General features: G+C 75.1%; 21 protein-coding genes and 1 pseudogene. 9 read left to right on the top strand and 13 right to left on the bottom strand.

The window, feature by feature from the left end:
* Window positions 1-9: 9 nt before the first annotated feature.
* From narH to AFM16_RS30815, 6 genes are read left to right on the top strand one after another with little or no spacing between them, the layout of a single operon-like run.
* A complete protein-coding gene (gene narH, locus AFM16_RS30840; protein ID WP_030792250.1) occupies window positions 10-1,536 on the top strand; it encodes a nitrate reductase subunit beta in 1,527 nt (508 codons plus the stop codon).
* Entirely contained in the window at window positions 1,533-2,357 is an 825-nt protein-coding gene (narJ, locus tag AFM16_RS30835; protein ID WP_078635670.1) for a nitrate reductase molybdenum cofactor assembly chaperone, read from the top strand. The genes narH and narJ overlap by 4 nt, the downstream gene beginning before the upstream one ends.
* Complete coding sequence (gene narI / locus AFM16_RS30830; RefSeq protein ID WP_078635668.1) at window positions 2,354-3,103, top strand: respiratory nitrate reductase subunit gamma; 750 nt, start codon at window positions 2,354-2,356, stop codon at window positions 3,101-3,103. The genes narJ and narI overlap by 4 nt, the downstream gene beginning before the upstream one ends.
* Window positions 3,100-3,738 (top strand): vitamin K epoxide reductase family protein, encoded by a 639-nt coding sequence (locus tag AFM16_RS30825; RefSeq protein WP_063754148.1) that lies wholly within the window; start codon window positions 3,100-3,102, stop codon window positions 3,736-3,738. Before narI ends, AFM16_RS30825 begins: the two co-directional genes overlap by 4 nt.
* 38 nt (window positions 3,739-3,776) lie before the next feature.
* Window positions 3,777-4,622, top strand: coding sequence for a class I SAM-dependent methyltransferase (locus AFM16_RS30820; RefSeq protein ID WP_078635666.1), 846 nt, complete (start codon window positions 3,777-3,779; stop codon window positions 4,620-4,622).
* A gap of 12 nt (window positions 4,623-4,634) precedes the next feature.
* On the top strand, window positions 4,635-4,970 hold the full coding sequence (locus AFM16_RS30815) for a cupin domain-containing protein (protein WP_030792235.1): 336 nt from the start codon (window positions 4,635-4,637) through the stop codon (window positions 4,968-4,970).
* A gap of 20 nt (window positions 4,971-4,990) precedes the next feature.
* On the opposite strand, the gene AFM16_RS30810 is transcribed toward AFM16_RS30815, so the two are convergent.
* The 6 genes from AFM16_RS30810 to AFM16_RS30785 all read right to left on the bottom strand — a co-directional run bounded on the left by AFM16_RS30810 (window position 4,991) and on the right by AFM16_RS30785 (window position 9,886).
* Window positions 4,991-5,989, bottom strand: coding sequence for an Acg family FMN-binding oxidoreductase (locus AFM16_RS30810; RefSeq protein ID WP_078635664.1), 999 nt, complete (start codon window positions 5,987-5,989; stop codon window positions 4,991-4,993).
* Between the two features lie 108 nt (window positions 5,990-6,097).
* Entirely contained in the window at window positions 6,098-6,790 is a 693-nt protein-coding gene (locus AFM16_RS30805) for a response regulator (RefSeq protein WP_030792231.1), read from the bottom strand.
* A gap of 109 nt (window positions 6,791-6,899) precedes the next feature.
* Entirely contained in the window at window positions 6,900-7,730 is an 831-nt protein-coding gene (locus AFM16_RS30800; protein ID WP_179123331.1) for a universal stress protein, read from the bottom strand.
* Window positions 7,727-8,776: an Acg family FMN-binding oxidoreductase gene (locus AFM16_RS30795; RefSeq protein WP_078635662.1), complete on the bottom strand. Its 1,050-nt coding sequence runs from the start codon at window positions 8,774-8,776 to the stop codon at window positions 7,727-7,729. The genes AFM16_RS30800 and AFM16_RS30795 overlap by 4 nt, the downstream gene beginning before the upstream one ends.
* A gap of 10 nt (window positions 8,777-8,786) precedes the next feature.
* Complete coding sequence (locus AFM16_RS39535) at window positions 8,787-8,945, bottom strand: hypothetical protein (RefSeq protein WP_167797278.1); 159 nt, start codon at window positions 8,943-8,945, stop codon at window positions 8,787-8,789.
* Window positions 8,946-8,950: 5 nt separating this feature from the next.
* Window positions 8,951-9,886, bottom strand: a complete 936-nt coding sequence (locus AFM16_RS30785; protein WP_078635658.1) for a universal stress protein — start codon at window positions 9,884-9,886, stop codon at window positions 8,951-8,953.
* 309 nt (window positions 9,887-10,195) lie between these two features.
* On the opposite strand from AFM16_RS30785, the gene AFM16_RS30780 reads away from it, so the two are divergent.
* Complete coding sequence (locus tag AFM16_RS30780; RefSeq protein WP_078635656.1) at window positions 10,196-11,410, top strand: globin domain-containing protein; 1,215 nt, start codon at window positions 10,196-10,198, stop codon at window positions 11,408-11,410.
* Window positions 11,411-11,495: 85 nt separating this feature from the next.
* Window positions 11,496-11,891 carry a hypothetical protein gene (locus AFM16_RS30775; RefSeq protein WP_078635654.1) on the top strand — a complete coding sequence of 132 codons (396 nt, stop codon included), beginning with the start codon at window positions 11,496-11,498 and terminating at the stop codon, window positions 11,889-11,891.
* 81 nt (window positions 11,892-11,972) lie between these two features.
* On the opposite strand, the pseudogene AFM16_RS30770 reads toward AFM16_RS30775, so the two are convergent.
* From AFM16_RS30770 to AFM16_RS30745, 6 genes and pseudogenes are all read right to left on the bottom strand, one after another.
* Window positions 11,973-13,270: pseudogene (locus AFM16_RS30770) on the bottom strand (sulfite oxidase).
* A gap of 302 nt (window positions 13,271-13,572) precedes the next feature.
* Window positions 13,573-15,357 carry an SWIM zinc finger family protein gene (locus tag AFM16_RS30765; RefSeq protein ID WP_107419180.1) on the bottom strand — a complete coding sequence of 595 codons (1,785 nt, stop codon included), beginning with the start codon at window positions 15,355-15,357 and terminating at the stop codon, window positions 13,573-13,575.
* 839 nt (window positions 15,358-16,196) lie between these two features.
* Window positions 16,197-19,040 carry an SCO1167/SCO6262 family helicase gene (locus AFM16_RS30760; protein WP_078635652.1) on the bottom strand — a complete coding sequence of 948 codons (2,844 nt, stop codon included), beginning with the start codon at window positions 19,038-19,040 and terminating at the stop codon, window positions 16,197-16,199.
* A 113-nt stretch (window positions 19,041-19,153) separates the two neighbouring features.
* Complete coding sequence (locus AFM16_RS30755) at window positions 19,154-19,747, bottom strand: hypothetical protein (RefSeq protein WP_030792203.1); 594 nt, start codon at window positions 19,745-19,747, stop codon at window positions 19,154-19,156.
* Window positions 19,744-20,892 carry an ROK family glucokinase gene (locus tag AFM16_RS30750; protein ID WP_030792201.1) on the bottom strand — a complete coding sequence of 383 codons (1,149 nt, stop codon included), beginning with the start codon at window positions 20,890-20,892 and terminating at the stop codon, window positions 19,744-19,746. The genes AFM16_RS30755 and AFM16_RS30750 overlap by 4 nt, the downstream gene beginning before the upstream one ends.
* Window positions 20,893-21,012: 120 nt before the next feature.
* On the bottom strand, window positions 21,013-21,750 hold the full coding sequence (locus AFM16_RS30745) for a GntR family transcriptional regulator (RefSeq protein ID WP_179123393.1): 738 nt from the start codon (window positions 21,748-21,750) through the stop codon (window positions 21,013-21,015).
* 129 nt (window positions 21,751-21,879) lie between these two features.
* On the opposite strand from AFM16_RS30745, the gene AFM16_RS30740 reads away from it, so the two are divergent.
* A complete protein-coding gene (locus tag AFM16_RS30740) occupies window positions 21,880-22,899 on the top strand; it encodes a Gfo/Idh/MocA family protein (protein WP_030792195.1) in 1,020 nt (339 codons plus the stop codon).
* A gap of 70 nt (window positions 22,900-22,969) precedes the next feature.
* Here AFM16_RS30740 and AFM16_RS30735 read toward each other — a convergent pair whose 3' ends face one another.
* Window positions 22,970-23,641: a response regulator gene (locus AFM16_RS30735; RefSeq protein ID WP_078635648.1), complete on the bottom strand. Its 672-nt coding sequence runs from the start codon at window positions 23,639-23,641 to the stop codon at window positions 22,970-22,972.
* Window positions 23,642-23,649: the final 8 nt, after the last annotated feature.

Here is a 23,649-nt window from a genome sequence, read left to right as displayed (position 1 = left end):
AGTACCGGGATGCGTGTCATGGCCCAGGTGGCGATGGTGATGAACCTCGACAAGTGCATCGGCTGCCACACCTGTTCGGTCACGTGCAAACAGACGTGGACCAACCGCACCGGCGTCGAGTACGCCTGGTTCAACAACGTCGAGACCAAGCCCGGTGTCGGCTACCCCCGCCGCTACGAGGACCAGGAGCAGTGGAAGGGCGGCTGGATGCTCGACCGGCGCGGACGGCTCGTCCTGCGCTCCGGCGGGCGGATCAAGCGCCTGCTGTCCCTGTTCTCCAACCCCGACCTGCCGTCGATCGAGGACTACTACGAGCCGGTCACCTACGACTACGACAATCTCGTCAGCGCCCCCGCCCAGGAGGACATGCCCGTCGCCCGGCCCCGCTCCGTCCTCACCGGCCGGCCCACCGCCATCACCTGGGGCGCCAACTGGGAGGACGGCCTGGGCGGCGCGCCCGAGCACGCCGGCGGCGACCCCAACCTCAGCGGGGAATGGGCGCGGAAGGTGAAGTTCGAGTTCGAGCAGACCTTCCTCTTCCATCTGCCCCGCCTGTGCGAGCACTGCCTCAACCCGGCCTGTGTGTCGGCCTGTCCGTCCGGCGCGATGTACAAGCGGGTCGAGGACGGCATCGTCCTGGTCGACCAGGACCGCTGCCGCGGCTGGCGGATGTGCGTGACGGCGTGCCCGTACAAGAAGGTCTACGTCAACCACGCCACCGGCAAGGCCGAGAAGTGCACCTTCTGCTTCCCGCGCATCGAGGCCGGGCAGCCGACCGTCTGCTCCGAGACCTGCGTGGGCCGGCTGCGCTACCTCGGTCTGCTCCTCTACGACGCCGACCGGGTCGGCGAGGCCGCCGCCACCCCGGACGAGAGGGACCTCCTCGACGCCCAGCGCGGCGTCTTCCTCGACCCGCACGACCCCGAAGTGCGGGCCGCCGCACGGGAGTCCGGCATTCCCGAGGACTGGCTGGACGCCGCCCGCCGCTCCCCCGTGCACGACCTGGTGGCCCGCTACCGGGTGGCGCTGCCGCTGCACCCGGAGTACCGCACGCTGCCCATGGTCTGGTACGTGCCGCCGCTCTCCCCCGTCCTCGACGCCGTCGACGCGGCGGGCGGCGACCAGGACGACCCCGACCATGTCTTCGCCGCCGTCACCCGGCTGCGGATCCCGCTGGAGTATCTGGCGGAGCTGTTCACCGCCGGGGACACCGACGTGGTCGGCGGAGTGCTGATGAAGCTCACCGCCCTGCGCTCGTACATGCGGGAGCGCACCCTCGGCGAGAGCGGCGACGAGGCCGTGCTGAAGGCCGTCGGTCTCACCCCGCGCGAGGCGGAGGACCTGCACCGGCTGCTCGCCGTCGCCAAGTACCAGGACCGGTACGTCGTCCCCGCCGCCCACAAGGAGGACGCCGCCGCGCTGACCGCGATGGAGAACCGCTGCCCGGTCGAGACGTCCGGCGACACCGGACCCCGCAAGGTCATGCTCGGCATCCCCGCCCTGCGCCGCGACACCACCGCCGGAGGCCGCAAGTGAGCCCGCTCCCCGCCACCATCCCCGCCCTGGTCCGCACCCGTGTCCGCGCCGCCGTGCGCCGCCCGGCCCGGCTCACCCCGGAGGAGACGGCGAGCCGCGCGCTGACCCTGCGGCTGGTGTCCCTGCTCCTCCAGTACCCCGACGCCGAACTGGTCTCCGCCAGGGACGAGTTGGGCACCGTGGTGGCGGCGCTGCCGGACACGCCCGCGGCCGGGCATCTGGCCCGGTTCACCGACTGGTTCGCCGCGCAGGACGCCGAGGCGCTGGAGCGGCACTACGTCGAGACGTTCGACCTGCGCCGCAGGAGCGGCCTCTACCTCACCTACTACCTGCACGGCGACACCCGCCGCCGGGGCATGGCCCTGCTCACCCTCAACCAGCGCTACCGGGCCGCCGGTTGGGTCACCGACGGCGGGGAACTGCCCGACCACCTCCCGGTCGTCCTGGAGTTCGCCGCCCTGGCGGGCCCGGGCGGCGGCGAGGCGCCGCTGCGTCAGCACCGGCGCGGACTGGAGCTGATCCATACGGCGCTGACCGACGCCGGCTCCCCGTACCGGCACGTCCTGGCCGCGCTGATCGGCCTGCTGCCGCCGCCCACCGAGGCGGACCGCGAGGCGGTGGCCCGGCTGGTGGCGGAGGGTCCGCCGGAGGAGGAGGTCGGACTCGACCCCTACGGAGCCCACGGAGCCTACGGACCTGACGGCGCCCACGGCCCCTACGGGTCCCCCGGCCCTTACGGGTCCTACGGGAACGGGGAGTTCGCCCCGCCGGGCACGTTCGTGCCGCCCACCCCGGCCCGCCCCACGGAAGGTCCCCGATGAACAGCACGTCCGACCTGCTCCTGTGGGTCGCCGTCCCCTACGTCTGCCTGGCCGTGTTCGCCGTCGGACACGTCTGGCGCTACCGGCAGGACCAGTTCGGCTGGACCTCCCGCACCAGCCAGCTCCTCGAACACCGCTGGCTGCGCTGGGGCAGCCCGCTGTTCCACCTGGGCGCCTTCATGGTGATCGCCGGTCATGTCGTCGGCCTCGCCGTGCCCGACACCTGGACCGAGGCCGTCGGCATCACCGAGCACACCTACCACACCACCGCCGTGTGGGCCGGTTCGGTCGCGGGCGTCGCCATGGTCGCGGGCCTCGGCATGCTGTGCGCCCGCCGGCTGCTGACCCGCCGGATCAGGCTCGGCACCGACCGCAGCGACAAGCTCCTCTTCCCGCTGCTCACCGCCACCGTCCTGCTGGGCATCACCGCCACCGCCGCCCACAACGTCTTCGGCCCCGGCTACGACTACCGGGAGACCGTCTCCGTCTGGTTCCGCGGCCTGTTCGTGCTCCGGCCCCGGCCCGAGGCCATCGCCGACGCCCCGTTCCTCTTCCAGGCACACGCCCTGACCGCCTGTCTGCTCTTCGCCGCCTGGCCGTTCACCCGGCTGGTCCATGTGTGGAGCGCCCCCATCGGCTACCTGGCCCGGCCGTACCTGGTCTACCGGCGGCGCACCGCACCGGCCGCCGCCACCGCCCCGACGTCCGCCCCGAAGGCCGGGGGCCGCACCGGGCGGGCCGCATGAGTCACGGACCCGCGCTCGCTCCGGACGGCACCACGGACGCCCGGCGCCCGCGCGCGGTGGGCGCGAGCCGTCGGACGGGCTGGGCGATGGTCCTCACCGGGGCCGTCGGCTGGCTCGCCTCCTTCCAGCTCACCGTGGACGACTGGCGGCTGCTGCGCGATCCCGGCTACCGCCCGGCCTGCAACCTCAGTCCCGTCGTGAGCTGCGGCAGCGTGATGTCCAGCCCGCAGGGCAGCGTGTTCGGCTTCCCCAACATGCTGCTCGGGCTGGGCGCCTTCGCCGCCGTGACCGCGCTGGGCGTCACCGTGCTCTGCGGGGCGCGGCTGCCCCGCCGGCTGTGGCTCGCGCTCGACGCCGGGGCACTGGTCGGCGTGGCCTTCGCGCACTGGCTGATCGGGCAGTCGCTCTACGAGCTGAACAAGCTCTGCCCGTACTGCGCCGTCGTCTGGATCGTCACCATCGGCCTGTTCTGGTACGTGACCCTGCACTGCCTGGAACAGGGCGTCGTCCCCGCGCCCCGGGGTCTCCTGGAGGTCGTGCGCGACACCCACTGGATGCTGCTCGTCACCTGGTACGCGGTGATCGCCCTGCTCGTCCTCACCCGTTTCTGGCCGTACTGGAGCAGCCTGCTCTGACCCGTCACCGCACTCCCGAGAGAAGGCGAGGCACGACCATGGCATCGACGAATCCCTCGGCCGGACCGAGGCACACCCCCCTCCCCGGCGCCGGGCTCGACGCCGCCCGGATGCCCGGACACTGGCTGCTCGCCCGGCTGGGCAAGCGGGTGCTGCGCCCCGGCGGTGTGGAGCTGACCCGGTGGATGCTGGACACCGCGGGCATCGGCCCCCGGGACCGGGTGGTGGAGCTGGCCGCCGGGCTCGGGGCCACCGCCCGGCTGACCCTCGCCCGCGGCCCCGCCGCCTACACCGCCGTCGACCGCGACCCCGCCGCCGTGGCCACGCTCGGCGCCCTCGCCGCCCCCGGCCCCACCGAGGTGCGGGCCGTACGCTCGGACGCCGCGGACACCGGGCTGCCGGGCGGCACGGCCACCGTCGTCTACGGCGAGGCGATGCTGACGATGCAGCCCGAACCGGCCAAGCGGCGCGTCGTACGGGAGGCGCGCCGGCTCCTCGACGGCACCGCCGGCCGGTACGCCGTCCACGAACTGTGTCTGCTGCCCGACGGGCTGGACCCCGCGCACGCCGAGCTGATCGCCGCGGACCTCAAGGACGCCCTCCACGTCGGCGCCCGCCCCCTGACGCCGACCGGCTGGCGCGAACTCCTCGCCGCCGAGGGGTTCACCGTCACCGCCCGCAGAACCGCGCCGATGGCGCTGCTCGAACCGCGGCGGCTCGTCGCCGACGAAGGGCTGCTCCCCGCCCTGCGGATCGCCGGACGGGCGCTGCGCGACCCGGCCGTCCTGCGCCGCGTACGGCAGATGCGCCGCGTCTTCCGTCGGCACGGCGCCCATCTGGGCGCGATCTGCCTGATCGCCGTTCCCACCCCGCCCGAGCCCTGAGGAGGCATCCCGATGACCGTCACCGTGATCAGCGACCTGGCCGCCGAACTGACCGTGCCCGAGGACGGCACGCTCAGCCGCGTCCTGTACCGCGACGACCGGCTGCGCGTGGTCGGCTTCGCCTTCGCCACCGGCCAGGAACTCACCGAGCACACGTCCGCCCTGCCCGTGGTCATCCAGGTCGTCCGGGGCCGGCTCGACCTCGTCCTGGGCGAGGAGAAGACCGAGGCGGTGCCGGGGAGCTGGATCCGTCTGCCGGCGCGGCTGCCGCACAGCGTGCGCGCCGTCGAGCCCAGCGTGATGCTGCTGACGATGCTGCCCGAGGCCGGGGCGCCCCCGGCGGCGTGAAGCCGGTCCGAGGGGCCAGGTCACACGATGTCGAGGACGTCCGTCACCGGGCGGCGCGGCGTGACCGGGCCCCTGGGGCCGTAGCCGATGCGCAGCACCATCTGCACCAGGCCCGTGCCCGCGCCCGGGTCGCGGGCCAGCAGGCGCAGCTCGCGGTCCTCCAGGGCGTGCGAGGTCAGGGAGGTGGCCAGGTCGGCCAGGGTGGCCTCCAGCAGGACGCGCTCCATGGCCTGGCCGGCGCGCAGCCAGTCGGCGGGGCGGTCGCCGGGGGTGCTGAGCAGGGCCAGGTGCGGGGTGTGCTCGAAGGAGGTGGTGCCGCGGTCGGCCACCTTCCGGCGTCCGGCGAAGTCCCGCTGGGGGGCCTTGCCGTCCCGTTCGCGCGGCCCGAAGGCGTACTCGGGGACGCCGTCGACGGCGGTGTCCGCCTCCGGGCCGAGCCGGGTCCAGCGCACCACGTCCTCGTTGACCTCGGGGTTCATCACGTCGCGGTTCTCCGCGTCGCGCACCAGGTCGAGCACGGTCTCGGCGTGCCAGGCGCCGGGGAACAGCAGCTCGGCGCCCTCCCGTACGGCGGCCTCCCGCAGCGTGGCCCGCAGTTCCTCGGGCACCTCCTTGTCGGCGAAGGGGTGCCGGCTGGTGTGCCGCTCCCGGATCGCGGGGTGCAGCCGCGCCAGCTCGTCGTCGGGCAGCCGCCCGGCGGCCGGGTCGGGGCCGGCCAGGTCCACGGCGGCGAGCAGCAGCGGGTCCCCCGGCTCGGGCAGCAGCCGGGTCTCCGGGACCAGGCCGGCGTGCGCGGCGGCGACGCGGAGGTTGAACAGCGCCGCGCCGCAGCCGATGTGCAGCGCCCGGTCGTCGGGGTCGGAGTGCGGCATGGCCCGCTCCAGGTCGGCGTACAGCAGCAGGCGGCGCTCGCCGGTCGCACGGCGGAACCGCCACGGCTGCGCGTTGTGCATGGACGGGGCCGCGGTGGCGTCCGCCACCAGGGCCACCACCGTCCCGTCGTCGAGTCGCGATGGCATGGCGCCCTCCTCACAGGATGGTCGCTCGCCGTCGGACGTCCGGCAACCCGGGCACCCCGGGCCGGGCAGGTCCCCGGGCTCCCCCGCCGGCCCCGGGCTCACCGCAGGTCAGTGCCCTTCCTGCCGGAGCCTGTCCTGGGCCTGGGTGGCGATGACGGCGGCCTGGATGCGCCGCTCCACGCCGAGCTTGGCGAGCAGTCGGGAGATGTGGTTCTTGACGGTCTTCTCGGCGAGGTAGAGGCGCTGGCCGATCTGGCGGTTGGTCAGGCCCTCCCCGATGAGGGCCAGGATCTCCCGCTCCCGCTCGGTCAGACCGGGCAGCGCGTCGGGCTCGGGCTCCGGCTCCTGGCTCTGGCGCAGCCGGGCCATCAGCCGGGCGGTGGCGCTGGGGTCCAGGAGGGACTGCCCGGCGGCCACCGTGCGCACGGCGGAGACCAGGTCGGAGCCCTGGATCTGCTTCAGCACGTATCCGGACGCGCCCGCCATGATCGAGTCGAGCAGGGCCTCCTCGTCGTCGAACGAGGTCAGCATCAGACAGGCCAGCTCCGGCATCTGCGAGCGCAGCTCCCGGCACACGGTCACCCCGTCGCCGTCGGGCAGCCGGACGTCGAGGACCGCGACCTGCGGACGCAGCGCGGGCACCCGGACCAGGGCCTGCTGGACGTTGGCGGCCTCGCCGACGACGGTGATGTCCGGTTCGTCGTTCAGCAGGTCGTGCACCCCGCGCCGTACCACCTCGTGGTCGTCCAGGAGGAAGACCCGGATCGGGTTGTCGGGACCGGGCTGCTCGCCGTCCGCCATCGGAACGCTCCTTGTTCGTGATCCCGGACCGGACAGCCGGGGTCTGTCGGACCCTACCGACTCCTCCGGGGCGGGATCCAGGCCGGGTTGTCACCCGGGCCCGTTCCGTTCAGCTCGTGGGCACGAGGACGACGGGGCAGTGGGAGTGGTGCAGCAGGACATGGGCGACCGGGCCGACCGGCGGGCCGGGCATGCCCCCGCCCCGGCTGGTGCCGATGACGACGACATCGGCCTCGCGGGTGCCGGCGAGCAGGGCGTGCGCCGGGCCGGTGCGGACCGTGCGGACGTCGACCTCCACGGTCGGGTACTCCTCGCGCAGGCGGGCGACGCCGAACCTCGGCACGGCCTCCTCCGCCCGGTCGTCGCGGGCCTGGCGTTCCTGGCCGGGGCTGGTCGCGGCCACCAGGGAGGGCAGTTCGGGTGTGGTGAGCCGGTGCGTCACGGCGTGCACGACCCGCAGCCGGACCCCGCGGCGCGCCGCCTCCTGGAAGGCGTGGACGGCCGCCGGGGCGTCGGCGTCGCTCTCCAGACCGAGCAGCACCTCCCGCCCCTGGGCGCCGGTGCGGTCCCCGCGGACGACGAGCAGCGGGCCGTGCACGCGGGCGGCCAGGCGCCAGCTCACCGAGCCGGCCAGCAGCCCGGAGACGCCGCCGAACCCCCGGGTGCCCACGACGGTGAGCACCGCGCTCTCGCTCTCCCGCGCGAGCACCCGTACGGCACCGCCCTCCACGCCCCTGGTCTCCACCGGCAGCCCGGGATGACGGTCCCGGACCCGGTCGGCGGCCGACGCCAGCACCGGCCCGGACTCGTCGCGGTCCGGTACGGCGTAGACGACGCGCAGCGTCGTGCCGTACCGCGTCGCCTCCTCGGCGGCCGCGTCCAGCGCCCGTACGGAGACCGGCGAACCGTCCACTCCCACGACCACATGACGGTCGGTCATCGGCCTGTTCCCTTCTTCGGTGCGGTGCTCGGGTTCGTCGGGACGGCGCCTCGGCCTCGGCCTCGGCCGAGGGCCGTGTCCGGGTCGCGGCGCGGGCTCGCGGTGCCTTCGGGGCCGTATCCCAGGCGGATCAGCATCTGGACGTGGCTGGTGCGGCCGGGGGTCGGGCTCAGGGAGCGGCGCAGGTCGGGCCACTCCAGCCCCTGGTGCAGCAGGGAGGCGCGCAGCCCGTGGGCCGTGGCGAGGAGCCACACGTGCTGGAGCGCCTGTCCGGCCCGCAGCCAGTCCGCACGGCGGTCGTGCTCGGTGATCAGCACGGCGACGGCGGGTTCCGCCTCGAACGGCCGGGCGACCAGCTCCTCGGTGTGCCGCCGCGCGGTGAAGTCCCGCAGGGGGATGCGTTCGCACGCGTCCTGGGGACCGAGCACGGCCCGCGGCAGGCCGGTGTCGGGAGCGGGCCGCAGGTCCTGGTGGACCCAGCGGTTGCTCTCCGCCGCGCGGTCGGGGTCGGCGCGGTTGCGGCGCTCGGCCTCCGCGGTCAGCCGCAGCAGGCGCGCCGTCTCGACGGGGTCCGGGAACCACAGCCGCGCGCCCTCCGCGCGGGCCGCCTCGCCGAGTTCGCCGCGCACGTACGCGGGCAGCGGCTGCCCGGTGAAGGGGAGCCGGCTGCTGTGCCGGCGCCAGATCGCCTCGTAGAGGTCGGCGCGGTGGCCGGTGGGGCGCCGGACGCCGGGCCCCGCCAGACGGACGACCGCGAGGAGACCGGGGTCCTGCGGACAGGGCAGCAGTCGCCCGACCGGGGACCGGGCGCCGTGCGCGATCGCGACCCGCAGGTTCAGGAGGCTCGCCCCGACCGAGAGATGCAGGGCGCGGCCCGCCGGGTCCGTGTACCGCAGGCCGCGTTCGGGGACGGCGCGCACCTGGAAGGTGCCGGACCCGGGGTCCAGGCGGAACGCCCACGGCTGGGTGTTGTGGATCGACGGCGCGGCGACCGCGGCCGAGACCCAGGTCTGCGGGATCACGGCGTCGAGGGTGGTGCTCGGCATGACGTCCTCCTCACGCGTCGCGCGGGACAGGTGGGTTGTGGCGGAGTGCCAGGGCGTCGCGCACCGCGCCGAGCACGTAGGCGACCGCCGTGGAGAGCACGAGCAGCACCGCGTACGGCTTCCAGGACTCCCAGGTCCGTGCCGGGGCCTCCCCCGGTGACGTGGTCACCGCGCTCACCTCCGGTCCGTCCACTGCGCCGGGTCGTCCGTCGTCCCCGCCGGGTGCGGTACGACGACCACCGGGCAGGCGGAGTGGTGCAGTGCCGCGTGGGCGACCCGTCCGAGCTGGAGCCCGAAGCGGCCGCCGCGGCGCCTCGCGCCGACGACCAGCAGATCGGCCTCGTGCGAGGCGTCGACCAGCACCCGGCGGGCGGGGCCCTCGACGGTACGGCGGCGTACGTCGACGTCCGCCGGGACGTCCCGCAGCGCCGCGTCCAGCTCCTCGACGGCCTGCTCCTCGTGCAGCCGGGCGGGCTCACCGGCGAGCAGCGGGTGGTCGGTGCTCTCCCGCGCCGGGCACCGCCACGCCCGTACGGCGTCCAGCGGCACGCCACGCCGCCGGGCCTCCTCGTGGGCGAACCGCACCACCGGCGAGTCCTTCGTCTCGTCGCCGACGCCCACCACGACACGGCCGCGCACCGGGGGCGTCGCCTGGTGGTCGTGCCCGCCGCGCAGCACGATGACCGGGCAGTCGGCGTGGGCGGCGACGGCGAGGCTGACGGAGCCGAGCAGCGCCTCCGCCAGGCCACCGCGGCCACGGGTGCCGACGACCAGCGCGGAGGCGTTGCGGCCCTCGCGCACGAGGGCGTACTCGGGTTCCTCCAGGACCACGTCGGCGGTCACCCGCAGGGCGGGCTGCCGGGCGCGTGCCCGCCGGGCGGCGGCGCCGACGACGTCCTGGGCCAACGGCACCGCCGACGGCCGGCCGATGTCCCGGGCGAGCGCGGCGCCCTCGTACCGCTCCCACAGGCAGGCGTACACCACCCGCAGCGGCACCCCGCGCAGGACGGCCTCGTCGGCCGCCCAGTCGACGGCCCGCAGGCTCGGCTCGGAACCGTCCACGCCCACGACCAGGGGCCTGGGGAGGGCTCGTGCGGCCGGTGCGTCCATGGTTCTCACTCCCTGGGTCGGTACGGCTTCCGGTTTCAGGGTGGCGGCGGGGGAACGGTCCGGTGCAGAGCCCGCAGGTCCCCTGCCGCAGGGCCGAACGGAGGCCGTCCCGGTGCCGAGTGGCCCGACGACGGCCGGCCCGATGGACCGAAGTGCCCCGACTCATGGGGCCGTTCGGCCCCTCTTGGGCCAACTCCGGTCAACGGCGCCGAAACACGGGCGGGCGACTGCTAGACAGGAGATCGCCCGCCGGATCCGACGCGGTGCCCGCCCCTCGCTCTTCCTTCTGTCCCTGCCCGGGAGGCCCTCATGCTGTCCGCAGAATCCGCCGCCGTGGTCCGTGCCACCCTGCCCGCCGTGGCCGGGGCGCTCGACGAGATCACGGCCCGCTTCTACGGCACGATGTTCCGCGACCGGCCGGAACTCCTGGACGGGATCTTCAACCGGGGCAACCAGGCCAGCGGGGCCCAGCGGCAGGCGCTGGCCGGTTCGATCGCCGGGTTCGCGACCGCGCTGCTCGACGATCCGGACACCCGCCCGGACGCGCTGCTCGACCGGATCGCGCACAAACACGCGGCGGTCGGTGTCACCGACGACCAGTACACGATCGTGCACAAGTACCTGTTCGGCGCGATAGCCGAGGTGCTCGGCGACGCCGTCACCGCGGAGGTCGCGGCCGCCTGGGACGAGGTGTACTGGCTGATGGCCGGCGCGCTGATCGGCCGGGAGGCCCGGCTGTACCAGGACGCGGAGGTCGCGCCCGGCAAGGTGTGGCGGCAGTGGACGGTCGTCGAGCGGCGCACCGAGACCCCGGACGTGGTGTCGTTCCTGCTCCGCCCCGCCGACGGCCTCCCGGCGCCGCGGGCCCGCGCGGGCCAGTACGTGAGCGTGCGGGTCCTGATGGGCGACGGGGTGCGCCAGCCGCGCCAGTACAGCCTGTCCTCGGACCCGGGCGGGGACCTGCGGCGGATCACCGTCAAACGGGTCACCGGCACCGACGACGCGCCCGACGGCGAGGTCTCCGCGCTGCTGCACGACCAGGTGCGCGAGGGCGACGAACTGACCCTCTCCGCGCCCTTCGGCGATGTCTTCCTCGACGACCCCGCCGACGCCGGTACCCCGGTCGTCCTGGTCTCCGCGGGCATCGGCGGCACCCCCATGGCGAGCATCCTGGCCCATCTCGCCGCCCTCGGCTCGACCCGCCCGGTGCTGGTCCTGCACGCCGACCGCTCCCCCGCCGACCACGCCCTGCGCGCCGAAATCCGCGACCTCGTCGATCAACTGCCCGATGCGCGTGCCGAGTTCTGGTACGAGCGCCCCGGCTCGGAGGAAGGCGTCGCCCACGAGGGCCTGATGGACCTGGCGGGTGTCGAACTGCCCTCGGAAGCAACGGTGTTCCTGTGCGGGCCGCTGCCGTTCATGCGCGACGTCCGCGCGCGGCTTCTGGGCGCCGGGATCCCGGCGCAGCGGATCCGCTACGAGGTCTTCGGCCCCGACCTGTGGCTGCCCGGCGCCACGGTCTGAACGACACGGGCCGAACGATACGGCCCGGACGACACGGACCCGGACGGCACGGGCCGTCCCACCGCACTCCAGGAAAGGAACTGTCATGACCGGCAAGGACACGCGCACGACCGCCCCCGCCCCCGCCTCCGGCGTGCTGCTGCGCGCGGACGGCGAGGTGGACGCGGAGACACTGGCGTACGCCCGCACCAAGATCGACGCGGTGGTGGGCCGGCCGGGTCTGCCCGCCGTCAGCGGCGAGGTGCACCTCACGAGGTCGTCCGCCCCGCACGCGGGCCGGCCCTGGTCGGCGACGGCCGCCCTCCACGTCGGACGGCACGAGGTGGTCGTCCTCGCCGAGGCGGCCACCGGACATGAGCTGGTCGACCAGCTCCAGGACCGGCTGCGCCGCCGGACCGACAAGGCGGCACACGCCGGACGGGACGACCGGCGGGCGGCGGCTCCGCCGTGGCGCGGCGGGGTCGGGTCCGCGTCGGCCTGAGTCCCCCGCCCCCGGGACGGGCCCGGCCGGTGACGGTCCACCGGCCGGGCCTCGGCGTGTCACCCGGGCTGCCGCGCGGGCTCAGACCGCGCGCACCGGGTGCCGTACGACGGCGTCGAACAGGTAGCCCTGGGTGTTGGGGACGGTGGTGTCGGGCTGGGTACGGCCCGCGCTGTCGGTCGCCCGCGCGAGCAGGGTGTACGAACCTGGCGCCGAGGGACGCCAGTTCGTGGACCAGCGGACCCAGCCGTGCCGGCGCGGGGTGTCGTGCAGCCGGGCCCGCCGCCAGGACGCGCCGCCGTCGGTGCTCACCTCGACCCGGACCACACCGCCCGCCCCCGACCACGAGCGTCCGGTCAGCCGGTGCGCCACGCGCGCGTCGAGAGCCGCGTCCCAGTCCAGCTCCCAGGCGCTCTTGACGGTCTGCCGGCTCAGCGGGCGCTGCCGCCCTCGGGGTACGCGGCGCCGAACAGCCGGTAGAAGTCGGTGTTCCAGGGCGAGTAGAGCGGCTGGGCGGCCACCTCGATGTCGCCGACCCACTTGACCGACGCGATGCCGATCCAGGACGGCACGACGACCCGGACCGGGAACCCGTGGTCGTACGGCAGCGGTTCGCCGTTCATCGCGTAGGCGAGGAGGACGTCGTCGAGGGCCTTGGACAGCGGCAGCGGGCGGCGGACCCGGCCGAGGTTCGTGCCGTCCGCGGTGACGTAGTCGGGGTCGAGGCCGCGGGGCAGCACGTCCACGGCCCGCCGGTGCAGACCGGCGCGCCTGAGGACGTCCGCGAGCCGCACCCCGCGCCAGCTCGCCGTGCCGATCGCGCCGAGCGTCCAGGCCGTGCCGCTGACCGGCTGGCCCTGCTGGCTCGTGAAGAAGCTGCGGCCGTTGCCCGCGCACTCCACGAACGCCGTGCGGGTGACGGCCGGCAGCCGCTTCAGGTCGCGGAGGGTGAGGTCCACGGGGCCGCCGCGCAGGCCGTCGCCGTGCACGGTGAGCCGCCAGTCGGCCGCGTCCAGGACGGGCGTGGAGGTGTGGTTGCGGACGAAGAAGCGGTCGGCGGGGGTGTGGTAGCCGGTGCCGGCGAAGGAGGCGAACTTCGACTCGGCGTTGGTGCCGCGGACGGTGAACCGGTCGTCGGGGAGCGGCTTCACGATGCCGGGGGCGGTGCTCGCGGGGGCGGTGCTCGCGGGGGCCGCGAGGGCGGGCGTGGCGAGGGCGGGGGCCGCGAGGGCGGGGAGGGCGCCGCCGCTCGCGAGTCCCGCGGCGGCCAGGAGACGGAGCATGTCGCGGCGGGCGACGCCGTCGGCGCGGGCCTCACCGGCCAGCCATTGGCGCAGTCTGCGGCGGTCGTAGGCGGATTCGGACGTGGAGACGGGCATGGGGGCCTGCCTTTCCGGGGCGGGGACTTTCCGGGGCGGGAAGGGGCGGTGCGCGAGGTGTGGTGCGGGAGGTGTGGTGCGGGAGACCTGGACCGGGCGGGCGGTCACGGGCGTGCCGCGGCCACGTCCCTGGCAGGTGGGGTGGGGAAGAGGTGACTCAACAACAGCCGCGCGACAGCGACGCGCGGGACCGCGGAACGGGGCGGTGGGTGTCGAGGTTCACGGGGGCCATGGTAGGAGACGGCGGTGAAGTCGTCCCGTACTTCCGGGAGTTCGGGCGTTCGACGGTGCGCTCGGGCCGGTCAGGGTTCCTCGGGGTCGTCGCCGCCGAGGCCGGTGAGGGCGCCGACGGGGTCCGGGTCGGGGGTGCCGCGGGGCCACCAGTCGTCACGGCCCGGCTCGGACTCGTAGGCGTACCACAGGCCGTCGCGGCCGAAGCGGAGTTGGAGACCGCCCCGGGGGTGGGTGAGGTGGTTGCGCCAGGGCCGGAAGGCGGGGAGGTCGGCGGCCAGGAGCAGCGGGCGGGCCCGGTCGAAGCGGCCGGCCGGCGGGTCCCAGGGTTCCTCCAGGACGGTGAGGCCGTCCGGGCCGCCCTGCCGCCAGGCGGCGACCGCGCGCGCCAGGTCGGCCGGGGTGCGGCCGGTGGCGGAGGCGAGCGAGGCGTAGAGGGAGCGGGTGGCGGCGGTCAGCCCGGTGCCGGGGCGGGCGGCGGCGAGCCGTACCGCGTCCTGCCACAGGGTGAGTTCGCCGATCTCGTCGTGGCCGGTGGCCAGCAGGGCGTGGGCGCGGGCGGCGGCGTCGGTGGCGAGCTGGTCGAGCTGGAAGGCGTCGGGTCCGCCCGGCGCGGACGGGTAGGCCGGCGGCTGCTCGGGGTGCGCGGGCGTGGCCGACGGGGGCGGGAGCGGCGGGAGTCGGCGCGCGGCGAGGGCCTCGGTGGCGCGGACGCCCGGCAGCGGTGCCGGGTCCCGCTCCTGGGCGGCGCGGGCCGCCCGCGCGGCGTTACGGCGGGACAGCGCGTCCAGCAGCTCGCGTTCGCCCCGGCCGCGCAGCAGGAGCAGCACGAACGGGTCGGCGTCCAGGAGACGTGCGGTCTGGTAGCACAGGGCGGCGGCGTGCTTGCAGGGGTGGCCGCGGTCGGGGCAGGTGCAGTGCGGATCGAGGTCGCCGGGGCCGGGCAGCAACGGCACCCCGCACTCGGCGAGCGACTCCGGCATCTCCTTGTCGAGCAGCGCGGCGATGTGCGCGGGGCGCTCCACTGCGGCGTCCAGGAAACGCTCCCAGTCGTCGGCGCCGAACGTGCGCAGCCGCACCTGTACGCGGTAGGGCCGGGGGCGGCTCCCGCGCACGTACGCGAGGACCAGCCCCGGGGTGACCGTGATGGCGTCCACGCTGCCCTGCTCGGCGTAACTCCGCCCCCGCGCCAGCCGCTTGGCGTCCAGCGCCCCCTCCTCCAGGGCGGCGACCCAGGCATTCCCCCACCAGGTCTCGGCGAACCGGGACGCGGCGGGCCGGGGCGCGAGGGCGGGAAAGGTACGCCGATGATCGCCGTCCCGGGCGGGGGCGGCCATGGAACGGGGCACGTGGGCCGCCACCCCCGACTCCACGTCCGGCTCGGGCTGAGGCTCGGGCTCGGAGGCGTCCGACGGCATACGAAACGCCCCGGCGAGCACCTGCCGCACGGCCCGGGCCCGATCCCGGGAAACATCCCCGGCCCCGGCACGCGCGACGGCGTCGACGGCCCGCTCGGCGGGCGTCCGAGCCGCACGCGAGCCAGACGCCTCCCCTCTACGGGCCTCGGCCCGAGCCGCCCGCAACGCCTCCCGAGCAAGATCCCCGGGCCGCACACCGCCCGACTCCGCGGGCCGACGCTCACCGGCCGCCGGGGTCCCGTCCGCAACCGGGCCCACGGGACGACCGGTGGAGCCGACAGGCTCAACCGAGTGCCCGTCCGCCGACACGGAACCGGCGGGGCGCCGCAGAGCTGCCCGCACAGCGTCCCCCGGCCTCGTCCCACCCGACCCCCGGACCCCGTCCACGGCCTCGCCGAAAGGCACGGGATCCGTCACACCACCGTCGGCCGAGACCATCCGACGCCGCAGGGCAGCCCGCGCAGCGTCACCCGGCCTCGGCGGGCGAGGCTCGTCCGACTGTGGAGGCTCGTCCGCCGCCTCGATACCGGGTGCAGAGCCCGCCACGCCACGCAGGGCGGCACGCGCCACGTCGCCCGGCCTCGCAGCCCGGGGCGCGTCCGACTGCCGAGGCTCGTCCACGGCCTCGATTCCCGGGGCGGAGCCCGCCAGGCCGCGCAGGGACGCACGCACCACATCCCCCAGCCTCGGCATGTCGGGCTCGTCCGCCGTCTCGCTGCCAGGGGCGGAGCCCGACGGGCCGCGCAGGGCCTCGCGCGCCGCGTCGCCCGGCCTCGACGCCCAGGACTCACCCAACTCTCGGGACACATCCGACTGCTGAGGCCCGTCCACGGCCTCGGTACCCGGGGCGGAGCCCGCCAGGCCGCCCAAGAGCGCGCGCACCGCATCACCCGGCCTCGGCGGGCGGGGCCCGCCCGGCGCCAATGGCTCGTCCGACGCACCGGACCCGCCCGGCAGCCGAGACTCGTCCGCCGCCTCGGCGCCCGGCACCGGATCCGTCGCACGATCGGCGCCCGGCACCGGGCCCATCGCACCACCCGCACCCGGCACCGGATCCGTAGCACCACCGGCACCCGGCGCCGGAACCGCCGTGCCGTCGGTGCCGGCGGGCGTCGCGCCACCCCGCAACGCCGCACGCACCGCATCCCCCGGGCTGGCATCGCGGTGGGAGGCCGCTTCCTCCGTCGACGGCGTCGAAGGGCGGCCCCGGTCGCGCGCCGCGCGCAGGGCTCGGCGGGCCGCGTCGGCGGGGCTGGTGCCGGGGTTCGGGTTCTGCATCACGCCTCCCTTCGCAGGCGGACCAGGTCGGTCAGTTCGCGGTCCGTCAGTTCGGTGAGGGCGGATTCTCCGGAGCCGAGGATCGCGTCGGCCAGGGCGCGCTTGGCCTGGAGCATCTCGGCGATGCGGTCCTCGACGGTGCCCTCGGTGATGAGGCGGTGGACCTGGACGGGCTGGGTCTGGCCGATGCGGTAGGCGCGGTCGGTGGCCTGTTCCTCCACGGCCGGGTTCCACCAGCGGTCGAAGTGGACGACATGGCCCGCGCGGGTGAGGTTGAGGCCGGTGCCGGCGGCCTTGAGGGAGAGCACGAGGACCGGGGTGGCGCCGCTCTGGAAGCGGTCCACCATGCGTTCCCGCTCGGGCACCGGTGTGCCGCCGTGGAGCAGGTCGACGGGGATCGCGCGGGCGGCGAGGTGCGCGGTGATGAGGCGGGCCATGCCGACGTACTGGGTGAAGACGAGCGCGGAGCCGTCCTCGGCGAGGAGCGTGTCGAGGAGTTCGTCGAGCAGGGCGAGTTTGCCGGAGCGGGCGGCGAGGGCGTCGCCCACGGCGGTCGCCTCCTCCTTGAGGTACAGCGCCGGGTGGTCGCAGATCTGCTTGAGCGCGCCCAGCAGCTTGAGCACCAGGCCCCGGCGGGCGATGCCGTCCGCCGTCTCGATGGCGAGCAGCGACTCCCGCACCACCGCCTCGTAGAGCGCCGCCTGTTCGCGGGTGAGCGGGACCGGGTGGTCGGTCTCGGTCTTGGGCGGCAGCTCGGGGACGATCCCGGGGTCGGACTTCTTGCGGCGCAGCAGGAACGGGCGGACCAGCCGGGAGAGCCGCTCCACGGCCTCCGCGTCCTCGCCGTTCTCCACGGCACGCGCGTGGCGGGCGCGGAAGGACTTCAGGGGGCCGAGGAGTCCGGGGGTCGTCCAGTCGAGCAGGGCCCACAGTTCGGACAGGTTGTTCTCGACGGGCGTGCCGGTGAGCGCCACGCGCGCGGGCGTCGGGATGGTGCGCAGCGCCTTCGCGGTCGCCGAGTAGGGGTTCTTCACGTGCTGGGCCTCGTCGGCGACGACCATGCCCCACGGCTGTCCGGCGAGCGCGGGCGCCGCGGAGCGCATGGTGCCGTAGGTGGTGAGGACGAAGCCGCCGGTCAGGTCGTCGAGGCTGCGGTCGGTGCCGTGGAAGCGGCGGACGGGGACGCCGGGCGCGAAGCGGTGGATCTCGCGCTGCCAGTTGCCGAGGAGGGAGGCGGGGCAGACCACCAGGGTCGGTTCGGTGCGGGCCCGGCGCAGGTGCAGGGCGATCACGGTGACGGTCTTGCCGAGACCCATGTCGTCGGCGAGGCAGCCGCCGAGGCCGAGGGAGGTCATGAGGTCCAGCCAGGCCAGGCCCCGGAGCTGGTAGTCGCGCAGGGTGGCCCGCAGGCCGGGGGGCGGATCCGCGGGCCGGACGCCCGCGGTGAGACGGTCGCGCAGGGTGGCCAGCGCGCCGACGGGCACCGCCTCGACCGGTTCGCCGTCGACCTCGGCGGTGCCGGTGAGCGCGGCGGACAGGGCGTCGACCGGGTCCAGCAGGCCGAGTTCGCGCTTGCGCGCCTTGCGGACGAGCGCCGGGTCGACCAGGACCCACTGGTCCCGGAGGCGGACGACGGGCCGGTGGGCCTCGGCGAGCGTGTCCATCTCGGCTTCGCTGAGCGGATCGCCGCCGAGCGCCAACTGCCAGCGGAACTGGAGGAGTTCGTCGCTCTCGAAGAAGCCGGTGCCGTCGGTGGCCGAGCCCGGCGCGGGCCGTACGACGGCGGCGGCGCTGAGGTCCTGGGCGAGGTCGCGCGGCCAGTGCACGGCGACCCCGGCGGCGGCGAGGCGGGTCGCGGCCACGCCGAGCAGATCGCCCAGTTCCTCCTCGGACAGGGCGAGGACGTCGGGGGTGTCCTGGTCGGCGAGCCGGGCGAGCGGGGGCCATACGCGGGCCGCGCGGCGCACGGCGAGCGCGGCGTCGACCCGCGCGCGGGGCCCGAAGGCGGTGTCGGCGGCGCCCGCCCACAGGGTCGCCGCGTCCGTCACCAGGGTGGGGTCGGCGAGGCTGTGCACCTGGACGATCGCGGCGCCCGCGCGGCGCGCCGACTCCCCGTCGTCGAAGAGGTCGTACGCCGAGAGGTCCAGGCGGAGCGAGATCCGCACGCCCGCGTCCATGCCGGCGGCGACCTCGGCGGCCCAGTCGTGGGCGGCGGGGCCGGGAAGCCGCTGGGGCGGGCGGTCCGCGAAGGGCTTCCCGCACGCGTGCGGCGCGGCGGGGGTGCGGGGCAGGGTGTCCGCGACGGCGTCCAGGAAGGAGCGCATCAGGGCCTCGGGCTGCGGCAGGCGGAGCGCGCCGGGGCCGGGCAGCGGGACGGCGTGGCCCTCGGGGGGCAGGGCGGCGGCGACGGCGCGCAGGTGTGCGATGTCCTGCGGGTCGAGCGGGCCGGCCCGCCAGGCGTCGTGGCCCGCCGGGGTCAGGCCGGGCAGCAGACGGCCGCGCGCGGCGAGCCGCAGGGCGTGCAGCGCGGCGGCGCCCCAGCAGGCGGTGGCGGGATGGGCGGCGGGGTCGCGGCGGGCGTGGACGAGCAGCGGGAGCGCCTTGTCGAGGGGCAGCGACAGGGCGGGCGCCGGCCTGCGGCGCACGGAGCTGCCGTGCGGGCGGACGACGGTCAGCTCGGTGGGCTCCGCGTGCGGGGTGTCGGGCAGCGGGCCGCTGTCGGGGTCCCACAGGGCGATCCGGCCGTCGCGCGGGAGGGGCGCGGGCAGGAAGACGGCGGCGAGCCGTACGGCGGCGGCGTGCGCGGCCACGGGTACGGCCGCGGCGCGCTCTGTCGTACGCATCGTCCACCTCCCGCCCGCCTGTCGGATCACTCGTCCTCGACTCTACGGGCGGGGTCCGACAATCGGCCCCGGCGGCCTGTCCGAGCGGCGCGGACCCGGGCGGGGCCGGCCCGTCAGGGCACCGTGCGCGAGACGACGTACACCATGGGGTATATCGGGTTCTGGTGGTTCACGACGACGTCCAGGGTCGGCGTCGGGTTCTTCCGCTCGCGGACCAGGCCGTAGTACTCGCCGGTGCGCGCGCCGGGTCCGGAGAACCGCCAGCCGGTGATGTCCCGGTCGCGGGCGCTGATCGTGATGTCGTCCTTGCGCAGGTCGTCGCGGCTGACGCCGATGTCGGAGAGGAACTGGTCGAGTCCGGCGTGCGTGGTCTGGAACTGCACGTAGAGCCGGCTGGTCTTCCAGTTGTTCGTCTCGTAGTAGGCGACCTGGTTCGAGGGGTGCGGGACCGGCACCTGGTAGAGGCGGCGCTGGACCTTGGACGGCCAGCCCTCGGTCAGTCCGGTCGCCGAGTACTTGGCCTCCTTGTCCTTGCCGCTGTCGCGGCTCTGGTTGGCGGAGATCACCAGGTAGCCGGCCGGGACGCCGATGAGCAGCACGATGATCAGCAGGGTGAGCGCCCTGCGGCGGATCACATGGCGGCGGTCCTCGGGCGGGCGGGGCGGTTCGTCGGGCGGTGTGGCCTGGCGGGGCAGCGCGGCGGTCACGCGGTGTCCCGGGCGCGGCGGGCCGCCTCGGTGAACCGTTCGAAGCGCTCGTAGCGCTCCACGCGGCGGCGCTTGGCGCGCCGGAAGCGGCGGGCGACCAGCCGGGACAGGTCGGCGGCGCCGACCATGCCGGCCTCGGGGCCGAGCTGGGCGCGCACGATCCGGGCCTCGGGGCGGTAGCCGCGGCCGGTGAGCTGGCGCTTGAAGGCGTCCCGCGCGGGCGCGATGAGGAGGTCGTCGGCGGCCGAGACACCGCCGCCGATCACGAAGCAGGAAGGGTCGAGGGCGGCGGCGAGGTTGGCGATGCCGACGCCGAGCCACTGGCCGATGTCCTGGAGCAGCTCGATGCACATCGCGTCGCCCTCGCGCGCGAGTTCCGTGATCATCGGCCCTGTGATGTCACCGATCTGCCCCTTGACGTGCTCGATGATCCCGTAGGCCACCGGGGAGTCGGCGGCGGCCAGCTCCTTGGCCTCCCGGACCAGCGCGTTGCCGGAGCTGTACTGCTCCCAGCAGCCGCGGTTGCCGCACGGGCAGCGGTGGCCGCCGGGGACGACCTGCATATGGCCGAACTCGCCGGCGACGCCGTACTTGCCGCGCTTGACCTGGCCCTCTTCGAGGATGGCGCCGCCGATGCCGGTGCCGAGGGTGATCATGACCAGGTGGTCCTCGCCGCGGCCGGCGCCGAAGCGCCACTCGGCCCAGGCGGCGGTGTTGGCGTCGTTGTCGACCAGGACGGGCACCGCCAGCCGGTCGGAGAGCCGGTCCCTGAGGGGCTCGTTGCGCCAGGACAGATGGGGCGCGAACAGCACGCGGTTGCGGTCGGCGTCGACCCACCCGGCGGCGCCGACGCCGACCGCGTGCACGTCGTGGCGGTCGGAGAGGTCCAGGACGAGTTCGACGATCGTGTCCTCCACGACCTTCGGGCTCTTGGACTTGTCCGGGGTCTCCGCGCGGACCTTCTCCAGGATGTTGCCGTCGGCGTCGACGACACCGGCCATCACCTTGGTGCCGCCGATGTCGATGCCGACCGTGGGCACCCGGGGTGCGGTCAGGTGCGAGCGGCGCTCCCTGGTGCCCACCGTGCGCAGGGCGGGGGCGCGGCGGGAGCCGATGGGGGCGGTGAAGTTGCCGTAGGTGCTCATCAAGGCCAAATTCTGCCTCACGCGTACGGCGGGTGCCGTACAGGGGACGAAGGCCCCTTCCGGTCGCATTGTCCGGACAATACGACGATCAAGGCGAGCCCTGGAGACGGCCCGGCGCGCTCAGGACCGTACGAGGAGCTGGAACTCGAACGAATAGCGGCTCGGCCGGTAGATGTGGTCGCCGAACTCCACGGCGCGCCCGGTGTCGTCGAAGGTCGTGCGCTGCATGGTGAGCAGCGGGGCGCCCTCCGCCTCGGTGAGCCGCTCGGCCTCATCGGCGGTGGCGGCGCGGGCGCCGATGGACTGGCGGGCGCTGTGCAGGGTGATCCCGGCGGCGCGCATCAGCCGGTACAGGCCGGTCGCCTCCAGCCGGCCGGTGTCCAGTTCGAGCAGGCCGGCGGGCAGGTGGTTGCACAGGTAGGCCATGGGTTCGCCGTGCGCGAGGCGCAGCCGCTCCACCCGGTGCACCTCGCTGCCCTCGGCGACCGAGAGCGCGGCCGCGACCTCGGCGGACGCGGACTCGACGGTGTTGACCACGACGGTCGTCGCGGGGCGCTGGCCGGCCGCCTCCAGGTCGTCGAAGAGGCTGCTCAGCTCCAGGGGCCGCTTGACCTGGCTGTGCACGACCTGGGTGCCGACGCCCCGGCGGCGCACCAGCAGTCCCTTGTCGACGAGGGACTGGATCGCCTGGCGCACGGTCGGGCGGGACAGGCCGAGCCGGCCCGCCAGCTCGATCTCGTTGCCCAGCAGGCTGCCCGGGGTGAGCGATCCGTGCTCGATCGCCGCCTCGAGCTGCTGGGAGAGCTGGAAGTACAGGGGGACCGGTGAGCTACGGTCCACACGCAGGTCGAGCGTCACGGTCGGGTCCACTTCTGGTTTCTGCACCCGCCGAGCGTAGCTCCGGGCGCTGTTGACGGGAAGTTGTGTAGTTAGATTGTCCGGACATACACATTGACACAGGCCCGCCTGCGAGGTCACTTTGTTCTCATGCGCATCGGGGTCATCGGGACGGGCCGCATCGGCACCATTCATGCGAACACACTCAGCCGTCACCGCGAGGTCGGATCCCTGATCCTCACGGACGCGGACCACGCGCGGGCCCAGGCGCTCGCGCTGCGGCTCGGCGAGACGGCCGCCCCGGGGGTGGAGGAGATCTTCCGCTGGGGCGTGGACGCGGTGGTGATCACGGCCTCCACCGCGGCGCACGCCGAACTGATCGGCCGGGCGGCGCGCAGCGGGCTCCCGGTGTTCTGCGAGCAGCCCATCGCCCTGGACCTGACGGGCACGCTCCAGGCGATCGCCGAGGTGGAGGCCGCGGGAACGATCCTCCAGATGGGCTACCAGCGCCGCTTCGACAAGGGGTACGCCGGGGCGCGGGAGGCGGTGCGGTCCGGACGGCTCGGGCGGCTGCACACCGTACGGGCGCTGACCTCGGACCAGTCGCCGCCGCCGGCCGACTGGCTGCCGGTCTCCGGCGGCATCTTCCGGGACGCCCTCATCCACGACTTCGACTGTCTGCGCTGGGTCACCGGGCGCGAGGTGCGGGACGTGTACGCGACCGGGTCCGACGCGGGGCCCGCGATGTTCCGCGCGGCGCGGGACGTCGACACGGCGGCCGCGGTCCTCACGCTGGACGACGGCACGCTCGCCACGGCCACGGCGACCCGGCTGAACGGCGCGGGCTACGACGTCCGCATGGAGCTGGCCGGTGAGCTGGACCAGATCGTGGTGGGGCTGGACGACCGCACGCCGATCGCCTCCACCGAGCCCACCGGTCCCCCGGCCGCCGACAAGCCCTGGACGGGCTTCCTGGAGCGCTTCGGGCCCGCGTACGAGGCGGAGCTGATCGCGTTCGTGGAGGTGCTGCGGGGTGAGCGCCCCAACCCGTGCGACGGCCGCGAGGCGCTGCACGCGCTGCGGATCGCCGAGGCGTGCGAGACGTCCCGCCGGGAGCGCCGGGCCGTGTCGATGGCGGAGATCCCGGGGGCGACGGCCGGGATCGAGTGAGCCGGGGCGCGGGCGGGGTGCCGTACGCGCGGGCCACCGCGCCGTTCGTCACAACGTCCCGGACCTCCGGCTAGCGCCCGTCCTCGTCGAGGAGGCCCGCGTCGTAGGCGAGCAGGGCGATCTGGACGCGGTTGTTGAGGTCCAGCTTGGCAAGGATGCGGGAGACATGGGCCTTGACGGTGGCGACGCTCATGAACAGGGCCGCGGCGATCTCGGCGTTGGACAGTCCCCGGCCGACGGCGACGGCGACCTCGCGTTCGCGTTCGCCGAGGCCGGCGAGCCGTTCACGCGCGCGTGCGTGGCGGGTGTCGGCCGCCGTGCCGGCCGCGTGGGCCATCAACTGGCGGGTGACGGTGGGCGACAGGACGGGGTCGCCGCCCGCGACCCGGCGCACCGCGTCGAGGATCTCGGCGGGCGGCGTGTCCTTGAGGACGAACCCGGCGGCGCCCGCGCGCAGCGCCCGCAGCACCTGTTCGTCGGCGTGGAAGGTGGTGAGGACGACGACCTGCGGGGCGTCCGGCCGGGCCCGTACCCGCTCCGTGGCGACGATGCCGTCCACGGCCGGCATCCGGATGTCCATGAGGACGACGTCGGGCCGGGTGCGCTCCACGAGCGCCTCGACCTCGCCGCCGTCCGCGGCCTCGCCGACGATCTCGATGTCCTCGGCGCCGCCCATCATGAAGGACAGACCGGCCCGCACCAGCGGATCGTCGTCGACGAGCAGGAGTCTGATCGCAGTCATGTGCCTTA

Origin of the sequence: Streptomyces antibioticus, from assembly GCF_002019855.1 — a bacterium.
GTDB lineage: Bacteria > Actinomycetota > Actinomycetes > Streptomycetales > Streptomycetaceae > Streptomyces > Streptomyces antibioticus_B.
This window is presented reverse-complemented; position numbering and strand designations above follow the sequence as displayed.